Raw genomic sequence first — 18,885 nt, forward strand, 5'->3', positions numbered from 1 at the left:
CCTCAGGGGGGGGAGGACACAAGCAAAAATGCCCCCGTCAGGGGATTTTGTTGACCTGGGTCAGGTCGGGGTTGAGCCCCCGGCTGGCAGCCTGTGCTGACAGGGGCGCGAGCGGAGCCGCTCTGGCGCGAAGGGCACTGTCACGGCGGGTGAACAGGGGTAAAAAAACGCCCGCGAAAGGCGGGCGCAGTAGTAATGAAAAGGGGGCTCAGGAGGCGTCGGTTTCCGGCCGGCGCAGCTGGACCCGGAACACGGTGAGGCGCAGCAGCAGATAGAGGGCGCCGAGGGCGGCCCAGATCAGCCCCAGCTCGAAGGAGGCCGGCTCAAGGTTGAGCCAGAGCACGCCGATGCAGGCGGCGCCGCACAGGGGCAGCAGCAGGAAGATCAGGTGATCCCTCAGCGTCTTGTTGTGACCGAGCTTGACGTAGAAGTGGGCAATCACCGCCAGATTGACGAAGGTGAAGGCCACCAGGGCGCCGAAGTTGATCAGTGCCAGCGCCATCTCCAGATCGAACGACACCGCCGAGAGGGCCAGGATCCCCACCAGCAGCACGTTCAGCGCCGGGGTCTGCCAGGTCGGGTGGATATAGGCGAAGAAGCGGCTCGGCAGGGCGCGATCCCGTCCCATCACGTAGAGCAGGCGCGACACGCCGGCGTGGGAGGCGAGCCCCGAGGCCAGCACCGCCACCGTGGTGCACACCAGCACCACCGCCTGGAACAGCTTGCCGCCCACATAGAGGGCGATCTCCGGCAGTACCGCATCCGGCTGCTGGAAGCGGGAGATGTCCGGGAAGAACAGCTGCAGGAAGTAGGAGACGGAGATGAACAGCACGCCGCCGATCAGCGCCGTCAGCACGATGGCGCGGGGGATCACCCGATCCGCGTTCGGCGTCTCTTCCGACAGGGTGGTGATGGCGTCAAAGCCGAGGAACGACAGACAGAGGATGGAGGCGCCGGTGAGCAGGGGGGCCACCGCCATCTGATCGGAGAAGAAGGGACGGCTGCTCGCCACCGTGCCGAGCCCCTCGCCATGGTAGACACCCCAGGCGATGAGGCCGATGAAGACGGCGATGATGCTGAACTGCATGATGACGATCAGGCTGTTGAAGTTGGCCACCAGCTTGATGCCGCGCAGGTTCAGGAAGGTCATGACGGCGGCCAGCCCCAGGATGTAGGTCCAGGGTTCCACGCTCGGGAACAGGGCCTCCATGTAGATCTTGGCCAGCAGCATGTTGATCATCGGCATGAACATGTAGTCGAGCAGGGAGACCCAGCCCACCATGAAGCCCACGTAAGGGTGGAACACCTTCTGGGCATAGGTGTAGGCGGAGCCTGCCGAGGGAAACTTGCGTACCAGGTGGCCGTAACTCATGGCGGTGAACAGCATGCCGATGAGGGCAAACAGGTAGGCGGTCGGCACATGGCCTTCGGTGATTTCGGTGACGATGCCGAAGGTGTCAAACACCGCCATGGGGGTCAGGTAGGCCAGACCCATGATGACGACGTGCCACAGCTTCAGGCTTTTTTTCAGGCCGACGGGTTGGGCATTCATTGTGCTTTCCCCTCAATCCGGGCCGAAGGGATCAGGCTGACGGCATCAACCTGGGCATAGGGGGCGCCAGCAAGGCGGCGCAGACCGGCGCGGGCCGGCAGGAAAGCAGTGAAATACCCCATGGTGTTCCTCACTAGAGAAGCGGGTGTCGTGAGATGGCAACCCATCTCGCTATCTTTTCCGGTCGGTTCCGGCCTCGTTGTGGATTTGTTTGCCGCAAAAAAAGAACCTGACTCAGCAAGTGGTCGGTCCTTTTACGCGGCGGCGCATTGTGCATTCGTGTTGCCCCCTTGACAAGCATATCAAGGGGGCAAAAACGCATTTTTTTGCACTAATGGGCGAATGCTCTGTTTCAGATCAGGCGTGAGCCGCCTGCAGGGCCTGTTCAAGCAGGGTCAGCCCCTCCTCGATGATGGCCGGCGAGGCCGTCAGCGGCGCCAGGAAGCGGATGACGTTGGCGCGCACGCCGCAGGCCAGCAGCACCAGCCCGCGTTTGCCCGCCTCGGCCACCAGTCGCTTGGTGAGCTCGGCATCCGGCTGGTTTGCGTCGCGCTGCTTGACCAGCTCCATGGCCACCATGGCGCCGGGGCCACGGATGTCGCCGATGCAGTCAAAACGCTCGGCCAGCTGCTGCAGGCGCGCCTTGATCTGCTCGCCCTGGGCCTGAGCCTGCTGGTTGAGACGCTCCTCTTCGATCACCTCCAGCACCGCCAGGGCGGCGGCGCAGGCGATGGGGGAGCCGGCGTAGGTGCCGCCCAGACCACCCGGCTTGGCGGCGTTCATCACCTCCTCCTTGCCCACCACGGCGGAGAGCGGGAAGCCGCCGGCCAGGCTCTTGGCGAGCGTCATGATGTCCGGCTCGATGCCGCTGTATTCGGTGGCGAAGGTCTTGCCGGTGCGACAGAAACCGCTCTGGATCTCGTCGCAGATGAGCAGGATGCCGTGCTGGTTGCACAGCTGGCGCAGGCGCTGCATGAAGCTGGCGGAGGCGGGGTAGAAGCCCCCTTCACCCTGCACCGGCTCGATGATGATGGCGGCCACCCGGGTCGGTTCGATATCCGAGCTGAAGCAGAGATCCAGCGCAGCCAGCGCATCGGCCTCGCTCACTCCCAGATAGTCGCTCGGGAAGGGCAGGTGATAGACCTCCCCCGGGAAGGGGCCGAAACCGGTCTTGTAGGGCACCACCTTGCCGGTGAGCGCCATCCCCATCATGGTGCGGCCGTGAAAGCCCCCCTTGAAGGCGATGGTGCCGCTGCGGCCGGTGTGGGCGCGGGCGATCTTGATGGCGTTCTCTACCGCCTCGGCGCCGGTGGAGAGAAACAGGGTGCGCTTCGGGGTGGGGCCGGGCACCAGGGCATTCAGTTTTTCCGCCAGCTCGATATAGCCGGGGTAGGGGGTGACCTGGAAGCAGGTGTGGCTGAACTTCTCCAGCTGCGCGCGCACCGCCGCCACCACTTTCGGGTGGTTGTGGCCGGTGTTGAGCACGGCGATGCCGGAGGCAAAATCGATGTAGCGGTTGCCCTCCACATCCCACAGCTCGGCGTTTTGTGCCCGGTCGATAAACACCGGCAGCAGGGTGCCGACGCCGTTGACCACGGCGGCTTCGCGGCGCGCTTGCCACGCCTTGTTTGATGCTGACTGACTCATCTTTCCTCCCTGAGGGGCCGGGGGCCCCTGTCTCAATGTGGCGAGGCCCCTTGGGAGCACTCACTTCGTCCTTGTTAAGCGATATGGCTGCGCCGGCGGGGGACGGGCCCCTGTTGCAGGCCCGGCCGCCGGCGCAAGATGTGACTGCCTAGCGGATGCCGCCGAAGCAGAGATATTTGGTCTCGAGGTACTCCTCCAGCCCCTCGGCCGCCCCTTCACGACCGAGGCCCGACTCCTTGATGCCACCAAAGGGGGCCAGCTCGGTCGAGATGATCCCCTCGTTGATGCCGACCATGCCGTATTCGAGCTGCTCGGCCACCCGCCAGACGCGGGCGATGTCGCGGCCGTAGAAGTAGGCAGCCAGACCATAGGGGGTGTCGTTGGCCAGGGCGATGGCCTCGGCCTCGGTCTCGAAGCGCACCAGCGGCGCCACCGGGCCGAAGATCTCCTCCTGCAGGATGGGGTTGGCTTTATCGACCTTGCCCAGAATGGTGGGCTGGTAGAAGAGCGGGCCGGCGGGATGGGCTTCGCCCCCCAGCAGCAGCTCGGCGCCGGCGGCGGTGGCCTGTTTGACCAGCTCGGCCACCTTGCTGGCGGCGGCCGGGTTGATGAGCGGGCCTATCTGGGTGCCTTCGCTCATGCCGTCGCCCACCTTGAAGGCCTTGACCGCGGCGGTGAGCTTCTCGGCGAAGGCGTCGTAGATGCCGGCCTGCACCAGGATACGGTTGGCGCAGACACAGGTCTGGCCGGCGTTGCGGTATTTGGAGGCGAGCGCCCCGGCGATGGCGGCGTCGAGATCGGCGTCGTCAAACACGATGAAGGGGGCGTTGCCGCCGAGCTCCAGCGACAGCTTCTTCATGGTGTCGGCGCACTGGCGCATCAACAGCTTGCCGATGCGGGTAGAGCCGGTGAAGGAGAGCTTGCGCACCGTCTTGTTGTTGCACAGCTCGTTGCCCACCGCCGCGGCCTGATGGCTGGTGACGATGTTGATGACCCCGGCCGGGATCCCTGCCTGCTCAGCCAGTGCCGCCAGCGCCAGGGCGCAGAGCGGGGTCTCGGCGGCCGGCTTGATGACGATGGTGCAACCGGCGGCCAGCGCCGGGCCCGCCTTGCGGGTGATCATGGCGATGGGGAAGTTCCAGGGAGTGATGGCGGCGACCACCCCCACCGGCTGCTTGATGGTGGCCAGCCGGCGGTCGCTGGAGAAACCCGGAATGGTGCGGCCATAGGCGCGTTTGCCCTCTTCCGCGAACCACTGGATGAAGCTGGCACCGTAGGCCACCTCCCCCTTGGCCTCGGCCAGCGGCTTGCCCTGCTCGCAGGTCATGATGCGGGCCAGCTCCTCCTGGTTGGCCATGATGAGCTCGAACCAGGCGTAGAGCCGGTTGCTGCGCTCCTTGGCGGTGAGCGCCGCCCAGCCCGGCTGGGCCGCGTGGGCGGCGGTGATGGCGCGGCGGGTGTCGCCCTCGTCCATGTCGGGTACCTGGGTGATGACCTGGCCGGTGGCCGGGTTGTGCACCTCGAACCGGCGTCCGCCGCTGGCTTCGCACCAGCGACCATCTATATAGGCAAGGGATTTGATCAGGGAGAGTGCGGGTTGTGATGCTGACATAGATAGCAAGCCTCGATTGTGGGTCAGGGGGCCGGCTCATCCTGTGCCGCCACCGTATAGAATAATAAGCACAGGAAGACCATAAATTGAGCTGAAATGTTTTTCAAGTGTTAAATATATTTGAGTAAACTGTGTCTCGCGTGCTAGAAATGGAGCTGTTGGAGCGATTTTACCGGTTTCTGTGGTGCAGGGTGTGCAAAATAATGAACGGAGTGCACTGTGCAGGATAACAAACAGGTCGGTCGGATTGACTCGCTATTTTAACCGGGGCCGCCAATGGCTCCTACCAGGCACACAGGGAGGTGGCCGAATGCAGCAACCACAGGGCGAGACGCGCTGGCAGTCCATGACCGACAACCCGCTGGCGCAGAGTACCCAGGCGCAGAGCATGGGGGAGCGGTTGGCCGCCACTCGCCGCCGGCTGGGGCTCTCCCAGCGGCGGGTGGCCGAGCTGAGCGGGCTGACCCATGGCGCCATCTGCATGATAGAGCAGGACAAAGTGAGCCCGTCGGTGGCCTCTTTGCAAAAGCTGCTCAGCGTCTATGAGCTGCCGCTGTCGCGCTTCTTCGCCGAAGAGGAGGTGGCGAGCACGCCGAGCGTGGTGATCAGGGCCGAGCAGCTGATCGAGCTGGGCAGCCAGGGGGTCTCCATGAAGCTGGTGCACAACGGCAACAATCGCCGCCAGCTCGGCTTCATGCTGGAGACCTACGCCCCCGGCACCGACACCGGCGGCCAGGTCACCCATCTGGGGGAGGAGGTGGGTACCGTGCTGGAGGGGTCGGTGATCCTGACGGTGGCGGGCCAGACCTATCAGCTCAGTGCCGGGGACAGCTACGTGATCGACACGGGCGAGCCCCACAGTTTCAGCAATCCGTCGGGACAGGTGTGCCGCATCGTCAGTGCCCACACCCCGGCCAACTTCTAGTGTCGAGACATCGTCTCGTTTGGGAAAAGAACTTGTAAGGAAACAGGGATCATGACCGAACATGTAAACAGTTACTACGCAGCCAGTGCCAACCAACACGCGCCCTATCCGACGCTGACCGAACAGCTGGAATGCGACGTCTGCGTCATCGGGGCGGGTTATACCGGCCTCTCCAGCGCGCTGCATCTGGTGGAAAAGGGCTATTCGGTGGTGGTACTGGAGGCGGCCCGGGTGGGTTTTGGCGCCAGCGGGCGCAACGGCGGCCAGATCGTCAACTCCTACAGCCGCGACATCGACACCATAGAAGCGAATTGCCCGCCGGAACAGGCCAGGTTGCTCGGTTCCATGCTGTTTGAGGGGGGCCAGATCATCCGCGAGCGGATCAAGCGCTACAACATCCAGTGCGATCTGCAGGAGGGCGGGGTGTTCGCCGCCGAGACCGAGAAGCAGTTGCACGAGCTCAAGGCGCAGAAAGCGCGCTGGGAGAAGTGGGGCAACGACAAGCTGGAGCTGCTCGATGCCGACGGTGTGCGCGAGGTGGTAGCGAGCGATCGCTACGTCGGCGCCCTGCTCGACAAGAGCGGCGGCCACATTCACCCCCTCAACCTGGCGCTGGGGGAGGCGGAGGCCATCCGCTTGCAGGGGGGCAAGATCTTCGAACAGTCTGCCGTCACCAGCATCACGCCGGGTCAGCCTGCCCTGGTCAAGACCGCCAAGGGGGCGGTCAAGGCGCGCTACGTGGTGGTGGCCGGCAACGCCTACCTCGGCAATCTGGTGCCCGAGCTTGCCGGCAAGAGCATGCCGTGCGGCACCCAGGTGATCGCCACCGAGGTGCTGGGGGAGGAGCGGGCCCGCTCGCTGCTGCCGCAAAACTACTGCCTGGAAGATTGCAACTACCTGCTCGACTACTACCGTACCTCCGGCGATCACCGGCTGATCTATGGCGGTGGCGTGGTCTATGGGGCGCGGGATCCGGCGGACATCGAGCGGCTGATCATCCCCAAGATGCTCAAGACCTTCCCCCAGCTGGCGGACGTCAAGGTGGAGTACACCTGGACCGGCAACTTCCTGCTCACTCTGTCGCGGCTGCCGCAGTTTGGCCGCATCGGCCACAACATCTATTACATGCAGGGCTACAGCGGCCATGGCGTCACCTGTACCCATCTGGCGGGAAAGCTGCTCTCCGAGGTGTTGAGTGGTCAGGCGGAGCGCTTCGATGCGTTCGCCAAACTGCCGCACTACCCCTTCCCGGGTGGTCGCCTGTTCCGGATCCCCTTCACCGCCGCTGGCGCCGCTTGGTACACCCTGCGCGATCGGCTGGGGGTATGAGTCGGCCCGTGCCGGGCTCACTCTCAAAGAAAAAGAAACACCGCCAGTTGGCGGTGTTTTGCTTTCTATGGGCGCTTATTGGGCCAGGGATTTCAACTGCTGCTTGTCCGGCGGGTTGTTCCAGTCGATGGGGCCATGGGTGAAGCGGTACTGCAGGCGGGGCAGGCTGGTCTCCAGCCACTCATCCCGAAAATAGGCGTAGCCCTGATCCCAGTCCGGGTCGTCGGCCCAGCCGGTCTGCAGGAAGTAGAGTCTGGTGCCCTGACCTTCCGGCACGAAGCGCAGGCAGACCTGGGTCTTCTGTTGGCGGATATGGGGCAGGGAGGGGGGGAAATTCCAGCTGAAACTGAGCAGGTCGTGGGGCATGACGGCCATCACCCGGCAACCTTCGCTGCCACGCTCGCCCAGCGGGGCATCGGGTCTGAAATAGATTTCGAAGGGACCATTCGGTTCCGGCACCATCAGGCATTCCGGCGCCAGAAAACTGCGCAGGCCGCTTTCGGTTGTCCAGGCACGCCAGACGTCGTCGATATGGGCCGGAACAAAGATATTGCCTTCTATCTGCTTGTTATCCATAAATCAGCGAGCCTCAAAACATCCATACACGGGACTCAGGCAGTATAGTCCCATGGCTCATGAAATGGACAGAGGTGTGTCACACCCCTGCCATCGCGGCGGCGTTATTCTGTGCCGGCGATTTGACAGGGCCCCCGTGTTCCGTGGAGAGTGGGGTGGTACTCATATGACAGGGACAGTTTGATGATCAGAGCCATGCGAGAGACGGATATTCCCCAGTTGGCGCAGCTGTTTTTGAAAGGGCGGCGGCAGACCTTTCACTGGGTCGACCCCGCCCAGTTCCGGCTGGAAGACTTTGACGAGCAGACCCGGGGCGAGCAGATCTGGGTGGCCGAACAGGGGGGAACACCCTGCGGCTTCATCTCCATCTGGGGCGATGAGAGTTTCGTACACCACCTCTATGTCTCGGCTGACTGGCATGGCCAGGGCATGGGACGGGCCCTGCTGAATCAGGGGCTGGCCCCCTTCAACAAGCCTGCATCCCTCAAGGTGGCCACCAACAACACGGCGGCGCTGGCATTTTATCACCGGCTGGGTTGGCAGAATACGGCGGAAACCGGCCACTGCGAGATCACCGGCCCCTGGCGGCGACTGATCCTGGAATAAGCCGGTTTGCCATGCCCCGTTTGCCTATTCGCACTGGGGAGGTTGCCGGCAGCCATCGCCGGCAATATATAGTGTCAATTGTCTACCTAGAGTCTCGTGTGAGTGGCGGAAAAATTAACAGCCGTGGCTAATTGTAAAAATAGCTGGCATCACCTGCCGGAAATTATGACAAGCTGTACCGGATCTATTTGCCATGCGTTACATGGGGGAATTGCATGGTAAACGATCTTGCAGGCGGGCCAATGAGTAATGGCTGAATAAAGTGGTCGCTATATTCAGCCAGAACTTTTTGTTAAGAAAGTGACAGCTGTTATAAAAACATTATGTTGTTCTCAAACAGCCGTGCTATTCTCAAGCTGTGTTATCCCTGTGACAAACAAAAATAATTCTGTGAGGAAGTAATGAACGAGTTTCTGAAAGTTCTGCTGAACATTCGCAGCCTGCGTGCGGCCATCCGTGAATTGCCGTTTGAACAGCTGCAAGAAGCAAAAGAGAAGTTCGATCTGGTATATAACGAGCGCGCCGATTCTGTTGAACAGGAGCGTGCCGAGCAGGAAGAGCGTCAGCGCAAGCTGAACGAGTTCACCGAAATGCTGCAGCAGGCCGGTATCGATCCCCGTGAACTGCTGAACAGCGCTGCCGCCCCGGCTGCCGCTGCTGGCGCGATCAAGAGCAAGCGTGCTCCGCGTCCTGCCAAGTACAAGTACCAGGAAGATGGCCAGGAGAAGACCTGGACCGGTCAGGGCCGTATGCCCAAGGCCATTGCCGAGCAAGTTGCGCTGGGCAAGGATCTGAATGATTTCCTGATCTGATCCCTTCGGTCGATCATGAATGATGCCGCCCATGAGGCGGCATTATTATTTGTGCTCATTGAAAGCCGCCCCTGTCAATTCCCCATGCTGTTTTATCCGACTGGTTTTTGTCGCATGATGTCACCCCTATTTGTTGCCGCCTGATTGAACGATTAATTTCCAGTTGGCTGGTTTTTTCATCACCGACATCGTTTTTATGGTGTGACTGGCTGCCTTCTTCTCCTCCTGTTGCTGGACTCATATAGCCCGTCAAGTATTAGGTAGGTCATTCCAGGACGATACCATCAGCATTAAGAGATCACCTGTTTCTGGCGCTTTGCCTCCCCCCTTTGGTTGTTGTTCATGGCATTAATCGGTCTGCTCACTGTCTGCGACCTGGTTGGACGAACCACAGCGTATTACCCCGGTTGTTTTATTGCGGCAGGCGTCGGATACCTGCGCACTTTTTATGGGAAAGAGATGCCCTGGGCATTTAATCGGTGGTATGGCGGGGAGATTGGAAAAGGAAAGTGGGGAAATAATAAGGCTCCCGTTACGGGAGCCTTATTCACCCTATGGATTCAACTTGCCAGCTGGGCTGGCCAGCGAACAGGGTCCGGCCGGGGCTGTCCCGGATATTGGCGGCGCCGCTCGACGGCATCCGCCAGCATGGCAAGCAGGGTCTGGGTATCGTCCCAGCACAGGCAGGCATCGGTGACCGACTGGCCGTAGACCAGTTCGCTCAGAGGGGCCGGTTTCTGGCTGCCCCCCTGCAGGAAACTCTCGACCATGACGGCGGCGATGGCGTCGCTGCCTTCTGCCAGCTGACGGCAGAGCTCTCCCGCCACCCGGATCTGGTTCTTGTGCAGCTTCTGGCTGTTGCCATGGCTGCAATCCACCATCAGCCGGGGGGAGAGCCCCTGCCGTGCCAGCCGTTCGGCTGCCTCTTCCACGTCGCTCTGGTGGTAATTGGGGCGGGTGCCGCCGCGCAAAATGATGTGGCCGGCCGGGTTGCCTTCACTCTTGATCACCACCATGCCGCCCTGGCTGCCGGGGGCGGTAAACAGATGGGAGGCTTCGCTGGCCTGAATGGCATCGATGGCCACCCGGATGTTGCCGTCCGTCCCGTTCTTGAAGCCGACGGGGCAGGGCAGGGCCGAGGCCAGCTGTCGGTGAACTTGCGACTCGGTGGTGCGGGCACCGATCGCCCCCCAGCTGATGAGATCGGCCAGGTAGAGGAAGCTGGTGGTATCGAGAAACTCGGTGGCAGTGGCCAGCCCCAGCTGGTTGATGTCGAGCAGCAGCTGGCGCGCGAGCCGCATGCCGTGGTTGATGTCGTTGCTGCCATCCAGATGGGGATCGAACACCAGCCCCTTCCAGCCCACAGTGGTGCGGGGCTTCTCGAAATAGGTGCGCATCACTATCTGCAGCCGATCCTGATAGGCGTGGGCCAGCGAGGCCAGCCGTCTGGCGTAGTCGAGGGCGGCGAGGGGATCGTGGATGGAGCAGGGGCCAATCACCACCAGCAGGCGATCGTCCTCTCCTGCCAGGATCCGGCGAGCCTGCTGGCGGTGCTGGTCGATCCGGGTCGCCAGCTCGGCGGGACAGGGATGAAGTGCCAACAGGTCGGCAGGAGTGGGGAGTGCCTCCACCGCGAAGGCGCGCATTACCGAGTTTAAAACTGCCATCTGGATTACCTTGCTGTGCATAGGAGTGAGTGACGTGCACTCCACACCGGAACCCGGACGGGAGCTGCAATGGGGCGTCATCACCTGTTATTGTTGAGAGTGATTATCATTATCTTGTTGTCGGCCGCAAATGCAAGCACAACCGAGTGGCACACCAGAATGGGGGGAGAGCGCCGGCGGGTAAGGCCGCTCCAATGGCAATCAAGCCCATGACCGGCAGGCCATGGGCTTGATATTTCAGGACAAAATCAGCTGGTTTAGCTGTCCATCACGTCGTGACGGGCATGGTGATAGGCCTCTTCATCCTTGCCGTGGCGCCAGTAGGGCACGGCGTAGACCCGGGTGCGATCCACCTCGAGCGTGCGCCGTACGTGGCGGCGCATGGGGACCACCAAGCCCTCTTCCCCGCCAAACCAGAAGTAGCTCTGTTGCTCCTCCAGCGGCAGGGCGGTGAAGTACTCCACCAGCGGCGCCGTCTGCTCGGGGGTGCCGACAAACCAGCGCAGGCTTACCCCGGCGGGCAGCGACAGATCCTGCACATCTTCCTGATAGGGCACCAGCAGGGCGATGTGGCCGCAGGCATCGGCGGGCATCACCTCAGCCATGGCGCTGATGGCGGGCAGGGCGGTGAGATCCCCCACCATGTAGTAGTAACTGGCCGGTTGCAGCATGGGATCCGGGCCACCCGGGCCCGAGATGGCCAGCAGATCGCCCGGCTTGGCCTGGCTGGCGAAACGGCTGGCGGGGCCGCCATCATCGTGCAGGGCGAAGTCGATATCCAGCTCCAGCGCCTCGCGGCGAAACGCGCGAATGGTGAAGGTGCGCATGATGGGACGCTGGCTCGGGTCTTCCCAGCGCGGTCCCTGGGGGGTGGGCGTGGGCAGCACGGCATGGGCCTGGCCCGGCTGGGGCAGCATGATCTTGATATGGGCGCCGCCACAGGTGAAGGGGTAGTCAGCGAGCTCCGGGCTGGTCAGGCAGATCCGGCGCAGGTGCGGGCTCACATCCTGAATGTGCTTGACCGTGAGCAGGCGGGGGCGGTTGACCGGGGCGGACTGGGACATGGGCATACTCCTGACTGATAATGGCGCCCATTCTTCATTAAATGAAAATTATTATCAATTGGTTTGTGTGACAGAGTCAGAGAGGGGAAAGTGAAGGGAAGTTCAGTGGTGTGCAGAAAAATAGCCCCCTCGCCATGGGGCGAGGGGGGCTCTGGCTCAGGGGCGATCGCTGCCCCCCAGCGCCTTGTAGATCCTGGCCATGGTATTGAGCTGCTCCTTCTGCTGGCCGAGCAGGGCGAGCTCGGCGTCCCACAGCCGGTTCTGTTCATCCAGCCAGGGTTGTACCCCGGTGGCGCCGGCCTGGTAGCGGGCTCTCGCTAGCCGCTCCGCCTCTTTGGCAAAGTCCAGCTGCTCGGCCAGGTAGCTCAGGCGCTGCTCGCCGTGGTGGCGGGCGGTCAGACCATCCTCCACCTCCACCAGCGCGCCGTAGAGCTGCTTGCGAAACTCCGCTTCGGCTATCTGGTAATCGAGCTCGGCGCCGGCGATGGCGAGCCGGGTCTTGTTGTACTCGAGGAAGGGCAGCGCCAACGTGGCGCCCAGGGTGCCCACCGGGTTTTGCAGCACCTGGGTCAGGGTGTCCGAGCTGCTGTTGGCGCCGCCGGTCAGCTTCAATGTGGGGTAGAGACCGGTGCGGATCTCGTCCCCCTTCGCCAGGGTCTTGCGCAGGCGCAGCTCGGCGGCGCGCACGTCGGGACGCCGCGCCAGCACGTCGGCCGGAATGCCGACCGCCAGGGTGGGGATGGCGGCCGTCGGCAGCGCCTTGGGCTCGAACGCCAGCGGACCGCTGCTGCGACCGAGCAACAGGCGCAGGGCGTTGCGGGCCTGCTCCTGCTGCATCAGGAGCGAGCTGAGCTCCGCCTGCTTGCCGGCCTTCTGCTGGCTGGCCTGCACCAGATCGAGCCGGGTCACGGCGCCGGCCCGGTACTTGGCCTGGGTCAGCTGCTCGGCGCGCTCATAGTTGGCGAGCTGCTGCTGGCCCAGGGTGATGGCCGAGCCGAGGTAGGCCAGCTGCCAATATTGCTCGAGCGCCTTGCCGATCAGCATCAGGCGGGTGGCGGCCAGATCCTGGGCGGACGCCTCGGCCTCCCAGCTCGCTTGATCCCGCACCGAGGCCAGCCTGCCCCACAGATCCACCTCGTAGCCGAGGGTCAGGGAGGGGCCCATGCTGCCTTCACTCTTGCCGCTCTTCAGATTCTTGGTGCCATTGCCGCCGAGGCTGGCATCGACCGAGGGGGTCAGGTTGGTGTCGGCCAGATCGGCACTGAGCAGGGCGCTGCGCAGGCGCAGGCCGGCGACCTGCATGTCCGGGTTGGCCGCCAGCACGGCCTCGATCAGCCGATTGAGCTCGGGATCGTGGAAGCCTTGCCACCAGGGGCCGGCCAGCTGGCGGGTGAGACCGTCCCCCGGCTGCTGCCAATGGTCGGCCAATGCCAGCTCCTGCCGCTGATAGCTGCTCTGCTGGCTGCAGGCGCCGAGGCCGAGCGCCAGGGTGAGGCAGAGCCCCAGTTTGGATAAGTGGTACATCGTCATTCCCTCGCCAGCGCCTCGACCGGATCGAGCCGGGCGGCATTGCGGGCGGGCAGATAGCCAAACAGGATCCCGATGAGCGAGGAACAGCCAAACGCCATCAGGATGGAAAAGAGCGAGAAGTGCATCTGGATGCTCTCCACGAACAGGGAGAAGAGCAGGCCGATGAAGAGGGAGACCCCCACCCCGAGCATGCCCCCCAGCAGGCTAACCATCACCGCTTCGATCAGAAACTGCTGCAGTATGTCCGACTGGCGGGCACCGACCGCGATGCGGATGCCGATCTCGCGGGTGCGCTCCACCACCGACACCAGCATGATGTTCATCACCCCGACGCCGCCGACGATGAGGGAGATCACCGCGATGGCGGAGACCAGCAGGGTCATGGTGGCTGTGGTCTTCTCCACCGACTTGATGATGCTGTCGCTGCTGAAGGTGAAGAAGTCCTTCACCCCGTGGCGCTGGGTCAGCAGCTCGATGGCGGCCTGCTCGGCCAGCGCCGGTTGCACCCCATCCTTGACCCGGATGGTGAGCTGGCTGAAGTGGTTCTGGGAGATGAGGCGGCTCATCACGGCGCTGTAGGGCAGCCAGACGTTCACCGACTGGCCGCTGCGGCCAAACCCGGTCTCCTCTTCCACCACGCCGACGATGCGTACCGGCAGGGTGCCGACCAGCACCACCTGGCCGACGGGATCCTGCTTGCCGAGCAGGCTCTCTATGGTCTTGCCGTCAACCACCGCCACCGCGGTCCGATTCTGGATGTCGCGCTCGTCAAACAGCCGGCCGTTGGTGAGCTTCATCCCCTTGACCCGGAAGAAGTCGCTGCCGACCCCGACTATGCTGCCGCTGTTGGTCTTGTTGCGATAGCGCAGCTGGCCGGAGGCGGCGATCTGGGGGCTGGCCCCTTCCAGGTAGGGTTGGCCGAGCAGGGCGTCGAGATCCCGCTTGTTGAGGGTCTGGATGCTGGCGGCCTTCTCGTCCCCCCAATCCTTGCCGGGGAAGATGTCGATGGTGTTGGTGCCCATGGCATTGATCTGGTCGATCACCTTGGCACGGGCCCCCTGGCCGAGCGCCACCACGCTCACCACGGCGGCGATGCCGATGATGATGCCGAGCATGGTGAGGAAGGTGCGCATGCGGTGGGCCAGCATGGCGTGCAGCGCCATGCGTGCCGCTTCCCGGTAGCGATCCCAGTCGTGGCCTGCCCCTTCCTTGCCGGCGGGGGCGGCGGTCGGGGTCACGGGGACGGCCGCCGCTTTGCGGCCGCTGTCCTCCTGTACCCGGCCATCTTTCAGGGTGATGATCCGGTCGGCGTGGCTGGCCACCTCCATGTCGTGGGTCACCAGGATGATGGTGTGGCCCTGGGCGTGCAGCTCCCTGAGGATGGCCATCACCTCCTTGCCGCTCTGGCTGTCGAGGGCCCCGGTGGGTTCGTCCGCCAGGATCACCTCGCCGCCGTTGGCCAGCGCCCGGGCGATACTAACCCGCTGTTGCTGTCCGCCGGAGAGCTGGCTCGGGGTGTGATGGCTGCGCTCGCTGAGCCCCAGTCGCGCCAGCAGTGCCTGGGAGCGGGCCTGGCGCTCGGCCCGTGGCGTGCCGGCGTAGACGGCCGGGATCTCCACGTTGGCGGCGGCATTGAGGTGCGGCAAGAGGTGGTAGCGCTGAAAGATGAAGCCGAAGTGGTGACAGCGCAGTCTGGCGAGGGAGAGGGCGTCCAGGGTGGCGGTGTCCTGGCCGCGGAACAGGTACTGGCCGCTGCTCGGCCGATCGAGGCAGCCGAGCAGGTTCATCAGGGTCGACTTGCCGGAGCCGGAGGCGCCGACGATGGCGATCATCTCTCCCGCCTCGATGGCGAGATCGAGGGGATGGAGCACGGTCACTTCCTGCTCTCCGCTCTGGTAGCGCCGCTCGATCCCCTTGAGCTGGATCAGAGGCTCGCTCACAGCATGATCTCCACGTCATTGCCACTGACCGGCGAACCCTGGTTCAGGGTGACCTTCTCCTGTTCGCTCAGGCCGCTGACCACCTCCACCTTGATATCATCCTTCATGCCGGTCTTGATGCGGCGAGTCTCCTTCTGGTCATCCTCCTTGAGCAGGGTGACCTCGTACTCGTTCTCCCCGAGCTTCTTGCCAAGGGCGGTCTGCGGAATGGTCAGCACCTGCTTGCGCTCGCCGAGCACTATGGTGACCTGGGTGGTCATGGCGACCCGCAGGGTGTGATCCGGGTTGGGCACGTCGAACAGCGCGTAGTAGTAGACGGCGGCGTTGTTGGTGGCCGTGGTGCTGGTGGCCTGCTCATTGATGTTGGTGGGGGCCAGCTCGACGGTGCGCAGGGTGCCGTGATAGCGGGTGTCCGGATCCCCCATCAGGGTGAAATAGACCGGCATGCCGGCCTTGACCCGGGTGACGTCCGCTTCGGAGATCTGCGCCTTGACCGTCATGGTCTCCAGGTTGGCGAGCTTGAGCAGGGTCGGCACCGTCTGGCTGGCGGCCAGGGTCTGCCCCTGGCGGGTCACTATGCTGACGACGGTGCCATCCATGGGCGCCTGAATGCGGTTGTAGCCGAGCTCCGTCTTGGCTCGCTCCACCTTGATCTGGGCATTGTCGACTTCAGCCAATGCCCCCTGCAGCTCGGCTCTGGTCACGGCCAGCTGGGCTTCGGCGCTTTCCAGATCGGCGCGCGAGCTCGCCTCCTGCCTGAACATCTGCTGCTGGCGACGCCAGCTCAGCTCGTTCTGCTTGAGCTGGGCCTGCTTGATCTTGAGCTGGGCGCGGCGGCTGGCGAGATCCGCCTCGGCGGTCTTGAGGTTGTTCTGGGCGATCAGCGGATCGATCTCGGCCAGCAGGTCTCCCTGCTTGACCTTCTGACCTGCCTCTACCGCCAGATAGGTGACCTGGCCCGAGACCTGGGCACCGACGTCTACCTGCTCGATGGCCTGCAGCACACCGCTGGCCAGTACGGTCTGCTCCACGTCCTGGCGGGTCACCTCGGCGGTCAGTACCGGCTCGGGAGCCTTGCTCGGCCAGGCCAGCCAGCCGATGGCGAGCACGGGCACGAGGGCGAGCAGGGCAATTTTTCTCTGCTTGGGAGTGATGTTCATTTTTCACCTGAAAGAAGCGAACGAAGGCGTGCAAGGGCAACATCCTGCAGCAAACGAGGCTCAAAAAACAGTGATGAATATGTAAGAAAACATGTAGATAGTCTTGTCACTAGCGTGCCCTGGTTGGGCTTCCTGGCGAGCAGACGGGGCGGGGGGCAGCGGGCGAAAAAGCCCGCTGCGGGCGGTCATTCGGGTACCCGGCCTGAGTCGGCGGGGGCCGGTCGTCAGCCGACGGCCTTGAGTTGTTCGGCGTAGGGCTCGTGGCAGATCTGGATGTCGAGCGGCAGCTTGTAGATAAGCAGGCGGGCCAGGGAGCCCTCCATCCAGTGGTGGCGGCTGCCGACCAGCAGCAGATCCATCGGGTGAGTGGCCAGCCAGCGTTTCAGGTCGGGCACCACGTCATCGACCACCAGGCACTGGTAATCCACCGGGTGTTGCAGGGTGGTGATGAGCTCGCTGATGATGGCCTTGGCGTCCAGCGTACCCTGGGCGCTGCGCTCCTCTTCCGACAGCGACAGGCTGTTGCGGCGCATCTTGCTGCTGTGGGTCAGGTGCAGCAGGGTGAGCTCGCCCCCCATTCCTTGTGCCAATTGACTCGCTTTGGCCAGCGTCTCCTGCTCGTAATCCTTGCCTTCCAGCAACAGCACGATATTGGTTGAGGTCATAAGCAGTTCTCCCTTGGCATGGTGCGGGCCACTCGGGACAAATGGCCTGTCCCAGAACACTGTGTACCCGCTATGTGTCGCATAGCACGAACCTGTCTCTGTGGCTGCCGGTGTCACCGGGTGTCGCTGATGCAGCGCCAGGGCATGTTCGTTTACATCATCATAACAGACTGAGTTGAATGGAAAATGAAGGAAAAGCGGGGCTGGGCGGGCAAATGACGTGCGAGCCGTCAAAAGCGTGAGCAAAGCAGGGATTGGCCCCTCTCTGGAACCATGCTGGAGGGTGTTGGCTGGCAGATGGCAAGATAACAAGAGAGAGGGCGGGACGGGTGAGCAGAACGGCGAGTCCGGCGTGAAGCGGGACTCGCCGGGTCTGCGTCAGAGTGGCTTGCCCGCCAGATAGCTCGTCAGCCAGGGCAGCCCCTCTTTCTTGCGACTGACGGCGCCAATGAGCTGGATGGGGTGGGCGGGCAGGATGCCGTTGCTGGCGAAATGGAGCTGGCTGCCCCCCTGAGCCAGGTCGGTCAGCATCAGGACATAGGCATCCAGCCCATCCTCTGCCAGCCGCAGCTGCATGGCTTGTTCCAGTTCCGCCTGCCGGCGGTGCAGCTGACCCGGGTCCATCACGCAGATCTGGCTGACGGAGAGCTGGTAGCCGGCGATCTGGTAGGCCTTCTCGTCGGCGGCGAGCAGCTCGGCCATGGGGGCGTCACCGAGCTGGGTGCGGCGCTCCAGCAGGGTCTGGGCGAAGGGCTCCAGCGCCAGATCCGCCAGTGGCAACAGGGCATGGACGGCGGCGCGATCGCGCGCCGTGGTGGTGGGGGAGGTGAGGCTGAATGTATCGCTGATGATGGCCCCGAGCAGCAGGCGAGCCTGGGCGCGGGAGAGGGTATGGTAACCCATCAGCTCCAGCAGCACGGTGGCGCTGCAGCCCACGGCCCGGATCCAGGCATCGAGTGGCCCACGGGTAATGAGAGTGCCGATGCGGTGGTGGTCGATGAGGCCCTGCACGTCGGCCTCTGCCAGTCCCTCCGGCCCCTGCTCCAGTTCGCTGAAATCCACCAGAAACACCTGCTTGTTGGCCACGCTGCCCTGCAGCAGGGGAGGAGCGGCAACGCCGGCGGTGTCCAGAATGAAGCGGGTTTCGGCGATGGGCTCGCCGAGCGCATAGGCCTGGGCAGGGCGGCCCTGGCGATTGAGCCAGTCGGCAGCCACCAGGGCGGTACAGATGCTGTCGCTATCGGGATTCTTGTGGCCAAACACGTGGAGCATGGTGCCATTCCTGCGGTTGATGACGTACCTGAGGCAAGATCAGGTATGCGGGGCAAACGGGAAAACAGGGGGTTGCCCTGCTCTGGATTCACTCTATGCGCCGTCCCCGCTCATGGCAACCAGCGCAGGCCGTCCTGCGGCGGGCGAGACCCTGTTGTAAAAGGGGGGCGCACTCCTGCTGCTGAATCGTCTTGGGGCTGGGTAGGTAGGCAGACCTGGGTTGCAGATTAGGGCAGGGAGGCAAACTCGGACAGGGAGACAGGAGGAAGGAGATGGCTGTGTGGCAAGCGTCGGGGGCTCTCCCCTGGCAGCAAGGTTCACGCTGCAAGAGGTGGAGGGGGATGGGCAAGCAAAGAGATTAGGCCGTGTCTCGGTATGAGCGAGAGGCTATGAGGCTTCGATCCGGCCAGGCAGGCCGTGACCATTCAAACCGCCAGAAAGTGATCTCTCGGGAGTGAGCTCTCCAGGATGCGGCAACGGTGGCATGGTGATGATGCACCTGCCGTGGAGCCGCAAACCACCGTCACC

General features: G+C 63.5%; 17 protein-coding genes. 4 read left to right on the plus strand and 13 right to left on the minus strand.

Annotated features, from left to right (window positions below; translation table 11 throughout):
- Nucleotides 1-208: 208 nt before the first annotated feature.
- From AB5Y81_RS11710 to AB5Y81_RS11725, 4 genes are all read right to left on the minus strand, one after another.
- Entirely contained in the window at nt 209-1,552 is a 1,344-nt protein-coding gene (locus AB5Y81_RS11710; RefSeq protein ID WP_005303048.1) for an APC family permease, read from the minus strand.
- Nucleotides 1,549-1,674, minus strand: a complete 126-nt coding sequence (locus AB5Y81_RS11715) for a hypothetical protein (protein WP_005303046.1) — start codon at nt 1,672-1,674, stop codon at nt 1,549-1,551. The genes AB5Y81_RS11710 and AB5Y81_RS11715 overlap by 4 nt, the downstream gene beginning before the upstream one ends.
- A 235-nt stretch (nt 1,675-1,909) precedes the next feature.
- Nucleotides 1,910-3,199 (minus strand): 4-aminobutyrate--2-oxoglutarate transaminase, encoded by a 1,290-nt coding sequence (gabT, locus tag AB5Y81_RS11720; protein ID WP_139753674.1) that lies wholly within the window; start codon nt 3,197-3,199, stop codon nt 1,910-1,912.
- Nucleotides 3,200-3,347: 148 nt separating this feature from the next.
- Nucleotides 3,348-4,811 carry an NAD-dependent succinate-semialdehyde dehydrogenase gene (locus tag AB5Y81_RS11725; RefSeq protein WP_279485496.1) on the minus strand — a complete coding sequence of 488 codons (1,464 nt, stop codon included), beginning with the start codon at nt 4,809-4,811 and terminating at the stop codon, nt 3,348-3,350.
- Between the two features lie 310 nt (nt 4,812-5,121).
- Here AB5Y81_RS11725 and puuR point away from each other — a divergent pair, with 310 nt between their 5' ends.
- Both puuR and AB5Y81_RS11735 read left to right on the plus strand, forming a co-directional pair.
- On the plus strand, nt 5,122-5,736 hold the full coding sequence (puuR, locus tag AB5Y81_RS11730; RefSeq protein ID WP_017765712.1) for an HTH-type transcriptional regulator PuuR: 615 nt from the start codon (nt 5,122-5,124) through the stop codon (nt 5,734-5,736).
- A gap of 51 nt (nt 5,737-5,787) precedes the next feature.
- Nucleotides 5,788-7,065 (plus strand): FAD-binding oxidoreductase, encoded by a 1,278-nt coding sequence (locus AB5Y81_RS11735; protein WP_019840188.1) that lies wholly within the window; start codon nt 5,788-5,790, stop codon nt 7,063-7,065.
- Nucleotides 7,066-7,140: 75 nt separating this feature from the next.
- On the opposite strand, the gene AB5Y81_RS11740 is transcribed toward AB5Y81_RS11735, so the two are convergent.
- A complete protein-coding gene (locus AB5Y81_RS11740) occupies nt 7,141-7,641 on the minus strand; it encodes an SRPBCC domain-containing protein (RefSeq protein ID WP_139753676.1) in 501 nt (166 codons plus the stop codon).
- 183 nt (nt 7,642-7,824) lie between these two features.
- Between AB5Y81_RS11740 and AB5Y81_RS11745 the strand changes: the two genes are divergently transcribed.
- Nucleotides 7,825-8,247, plus strand: coding sequence for a GNAT family N-acetyltransferase (locus AB5Y81_RS11745; RefSeq protein WP_005303034.1), 423 nt, complete (start codon nt 7,825-7,827; stop codon nt 8,245-8,247).
- A gap of 401 nt (nt 8,248-8,648) precedes the next feature.
- Complete coding sequence (locus tag AB5Y81_RS11750) at nt 8,649-9,059, plus strand: H-NS family nucleoid-associated regulatory protein (protein ID WP_279485497.1); 411 nt, start codon at nt 8,649-8,651, stop codon at nt 9,057-9,059.
- A gap of 55 nt (nt 9,060-9,114) precedes the next feature.
- Here the strand turns inward: AB5Y81_RS11750 and AB5Y81_RS11755 are convergent, their stop codons facing one another.
- From AB5Y81_RS11755 to AB5Y81_RS11790, 8 genes are all read right to left on the minus strand, one after another.
- Nucleotides 9,115-9,300, minus strand: coding sequence for a hypothetical protein (locus AB5Y81_RS11755; protein ID WP_139398470.1), 186 nt, complete (start codon nt 9,298-9,300; stop codon nt 9,115-9,117).
- A 319-nt stretch (nt 9,301-9,619) separates the two neighbouring features.
- Nucleotides 9,620-10,726 carry a 3-deoxy-7-phosphoheptulonate synthase gene (locus tag AB5Y81_RS11760; RefSeq protein WP_026141467.1) on the minus strand — a complete coding sequence of 369 codons (1,107 nt, stop codon included), beginning with the start codon at nt 10,724-10,726 and terminating at the stop codon, nt 9,620-9,622.
- 257 nt (nt 10,727-10,983) lie between these two features.
- Nucleotides 10,984-11,790 carry a siderophore-interacting protein gene (locus AB5Y81_RS11765; protein WP_279485498.1) on the minus strand — a complete coding sequence of 269 codons (807 nt, stop codon included), beginning with the start codon at nt 11,788-11,790 and terminating at the stop codon, nt 10,984-10,986.
- Nucleotides 11,791-11,946: 156 nt separating this feature from the next.
- Nucleotides 11,947-13,320, minus strand: a complete 1,374-nt coding sequence (locus AB5Y81_RS11770; RefSeq protein ID WP_279485499.1) for an efflux transporter outer membrane subunit — start codon at nt 13,318-13,320, stop codon at nt 11,947-11,949.
- Nucleotides 13,317-15,260 carry a MacB family efflux pump subunit gene (locus tag AB5Y81_RS11775; RefSeq protein WP_279485500.1) on the minus strand — a complete coding sequence of 648 codons (1,944 nt, stop codon included), beginning with the start codon at nt 15,258-15,260 and terminating at the stop codon, nt 13,317-13,319. The genes AB5Y81_RS11770 and AB5Y81_RS11775 overlap by 4 nt, the downstream gene beginning before the upstream one ends.
- Nucleotides 15,257-16,420 carry a macrolide transporter subunit MacA gene (gene macA / locus AB5Y81_RS11780; protein WP_017780716.1) on the minus strand — a complete coding sequence of 388 codons (1,164 nt, stop codon included), beginning with the start codon at nt 16,418-16,420 and terminating at the stop codon, nt 15,257-15,259. The genes AB5Y81_RS11775 and macA overlap by 4 nt, the downstream gene beginning before the upstream one ends.
- A gap of 224 nt (nt 16,421-16,644) precedes the next feature.
- Nucleotides 16,645-17,085, minus strand: a complete 441-nt coding sequence (locus AB5Y81_RS11785) for a universal stress protein (RefSeq protein ID WP_005303019.1) — start codon at nt 17,083-17,085, stop codon at nt 16,645-16,647.
- Nucleotides 17,086-17,463: 378 nt separating this feature from the next.
- The gene (locus AB5Y81_RS11790) at nt 17,464-18,357 is read right to left on the minus strand and encodes a DHHA2 domain-containing protein (protein WP_279485501.1); all 894 of its coding nucleotides are present in this window, start codon (nt 18,355-18,357) and stop codon (nt 17,464-17,466) included.
- Nucleotides 18,358-18,885: the final 528 nt, after the last annotated feature.

It is taken from the genome of Aeromonas sp. s2, from assembly GCF_040907935.1.
Taxonomy (GTDB): Bacteria; Pseudomonadota; Gammaproteobacteria; order Enterobacterales; family Aeromonadaceae; genus Aeromonas; species Aeromonas dhakensis.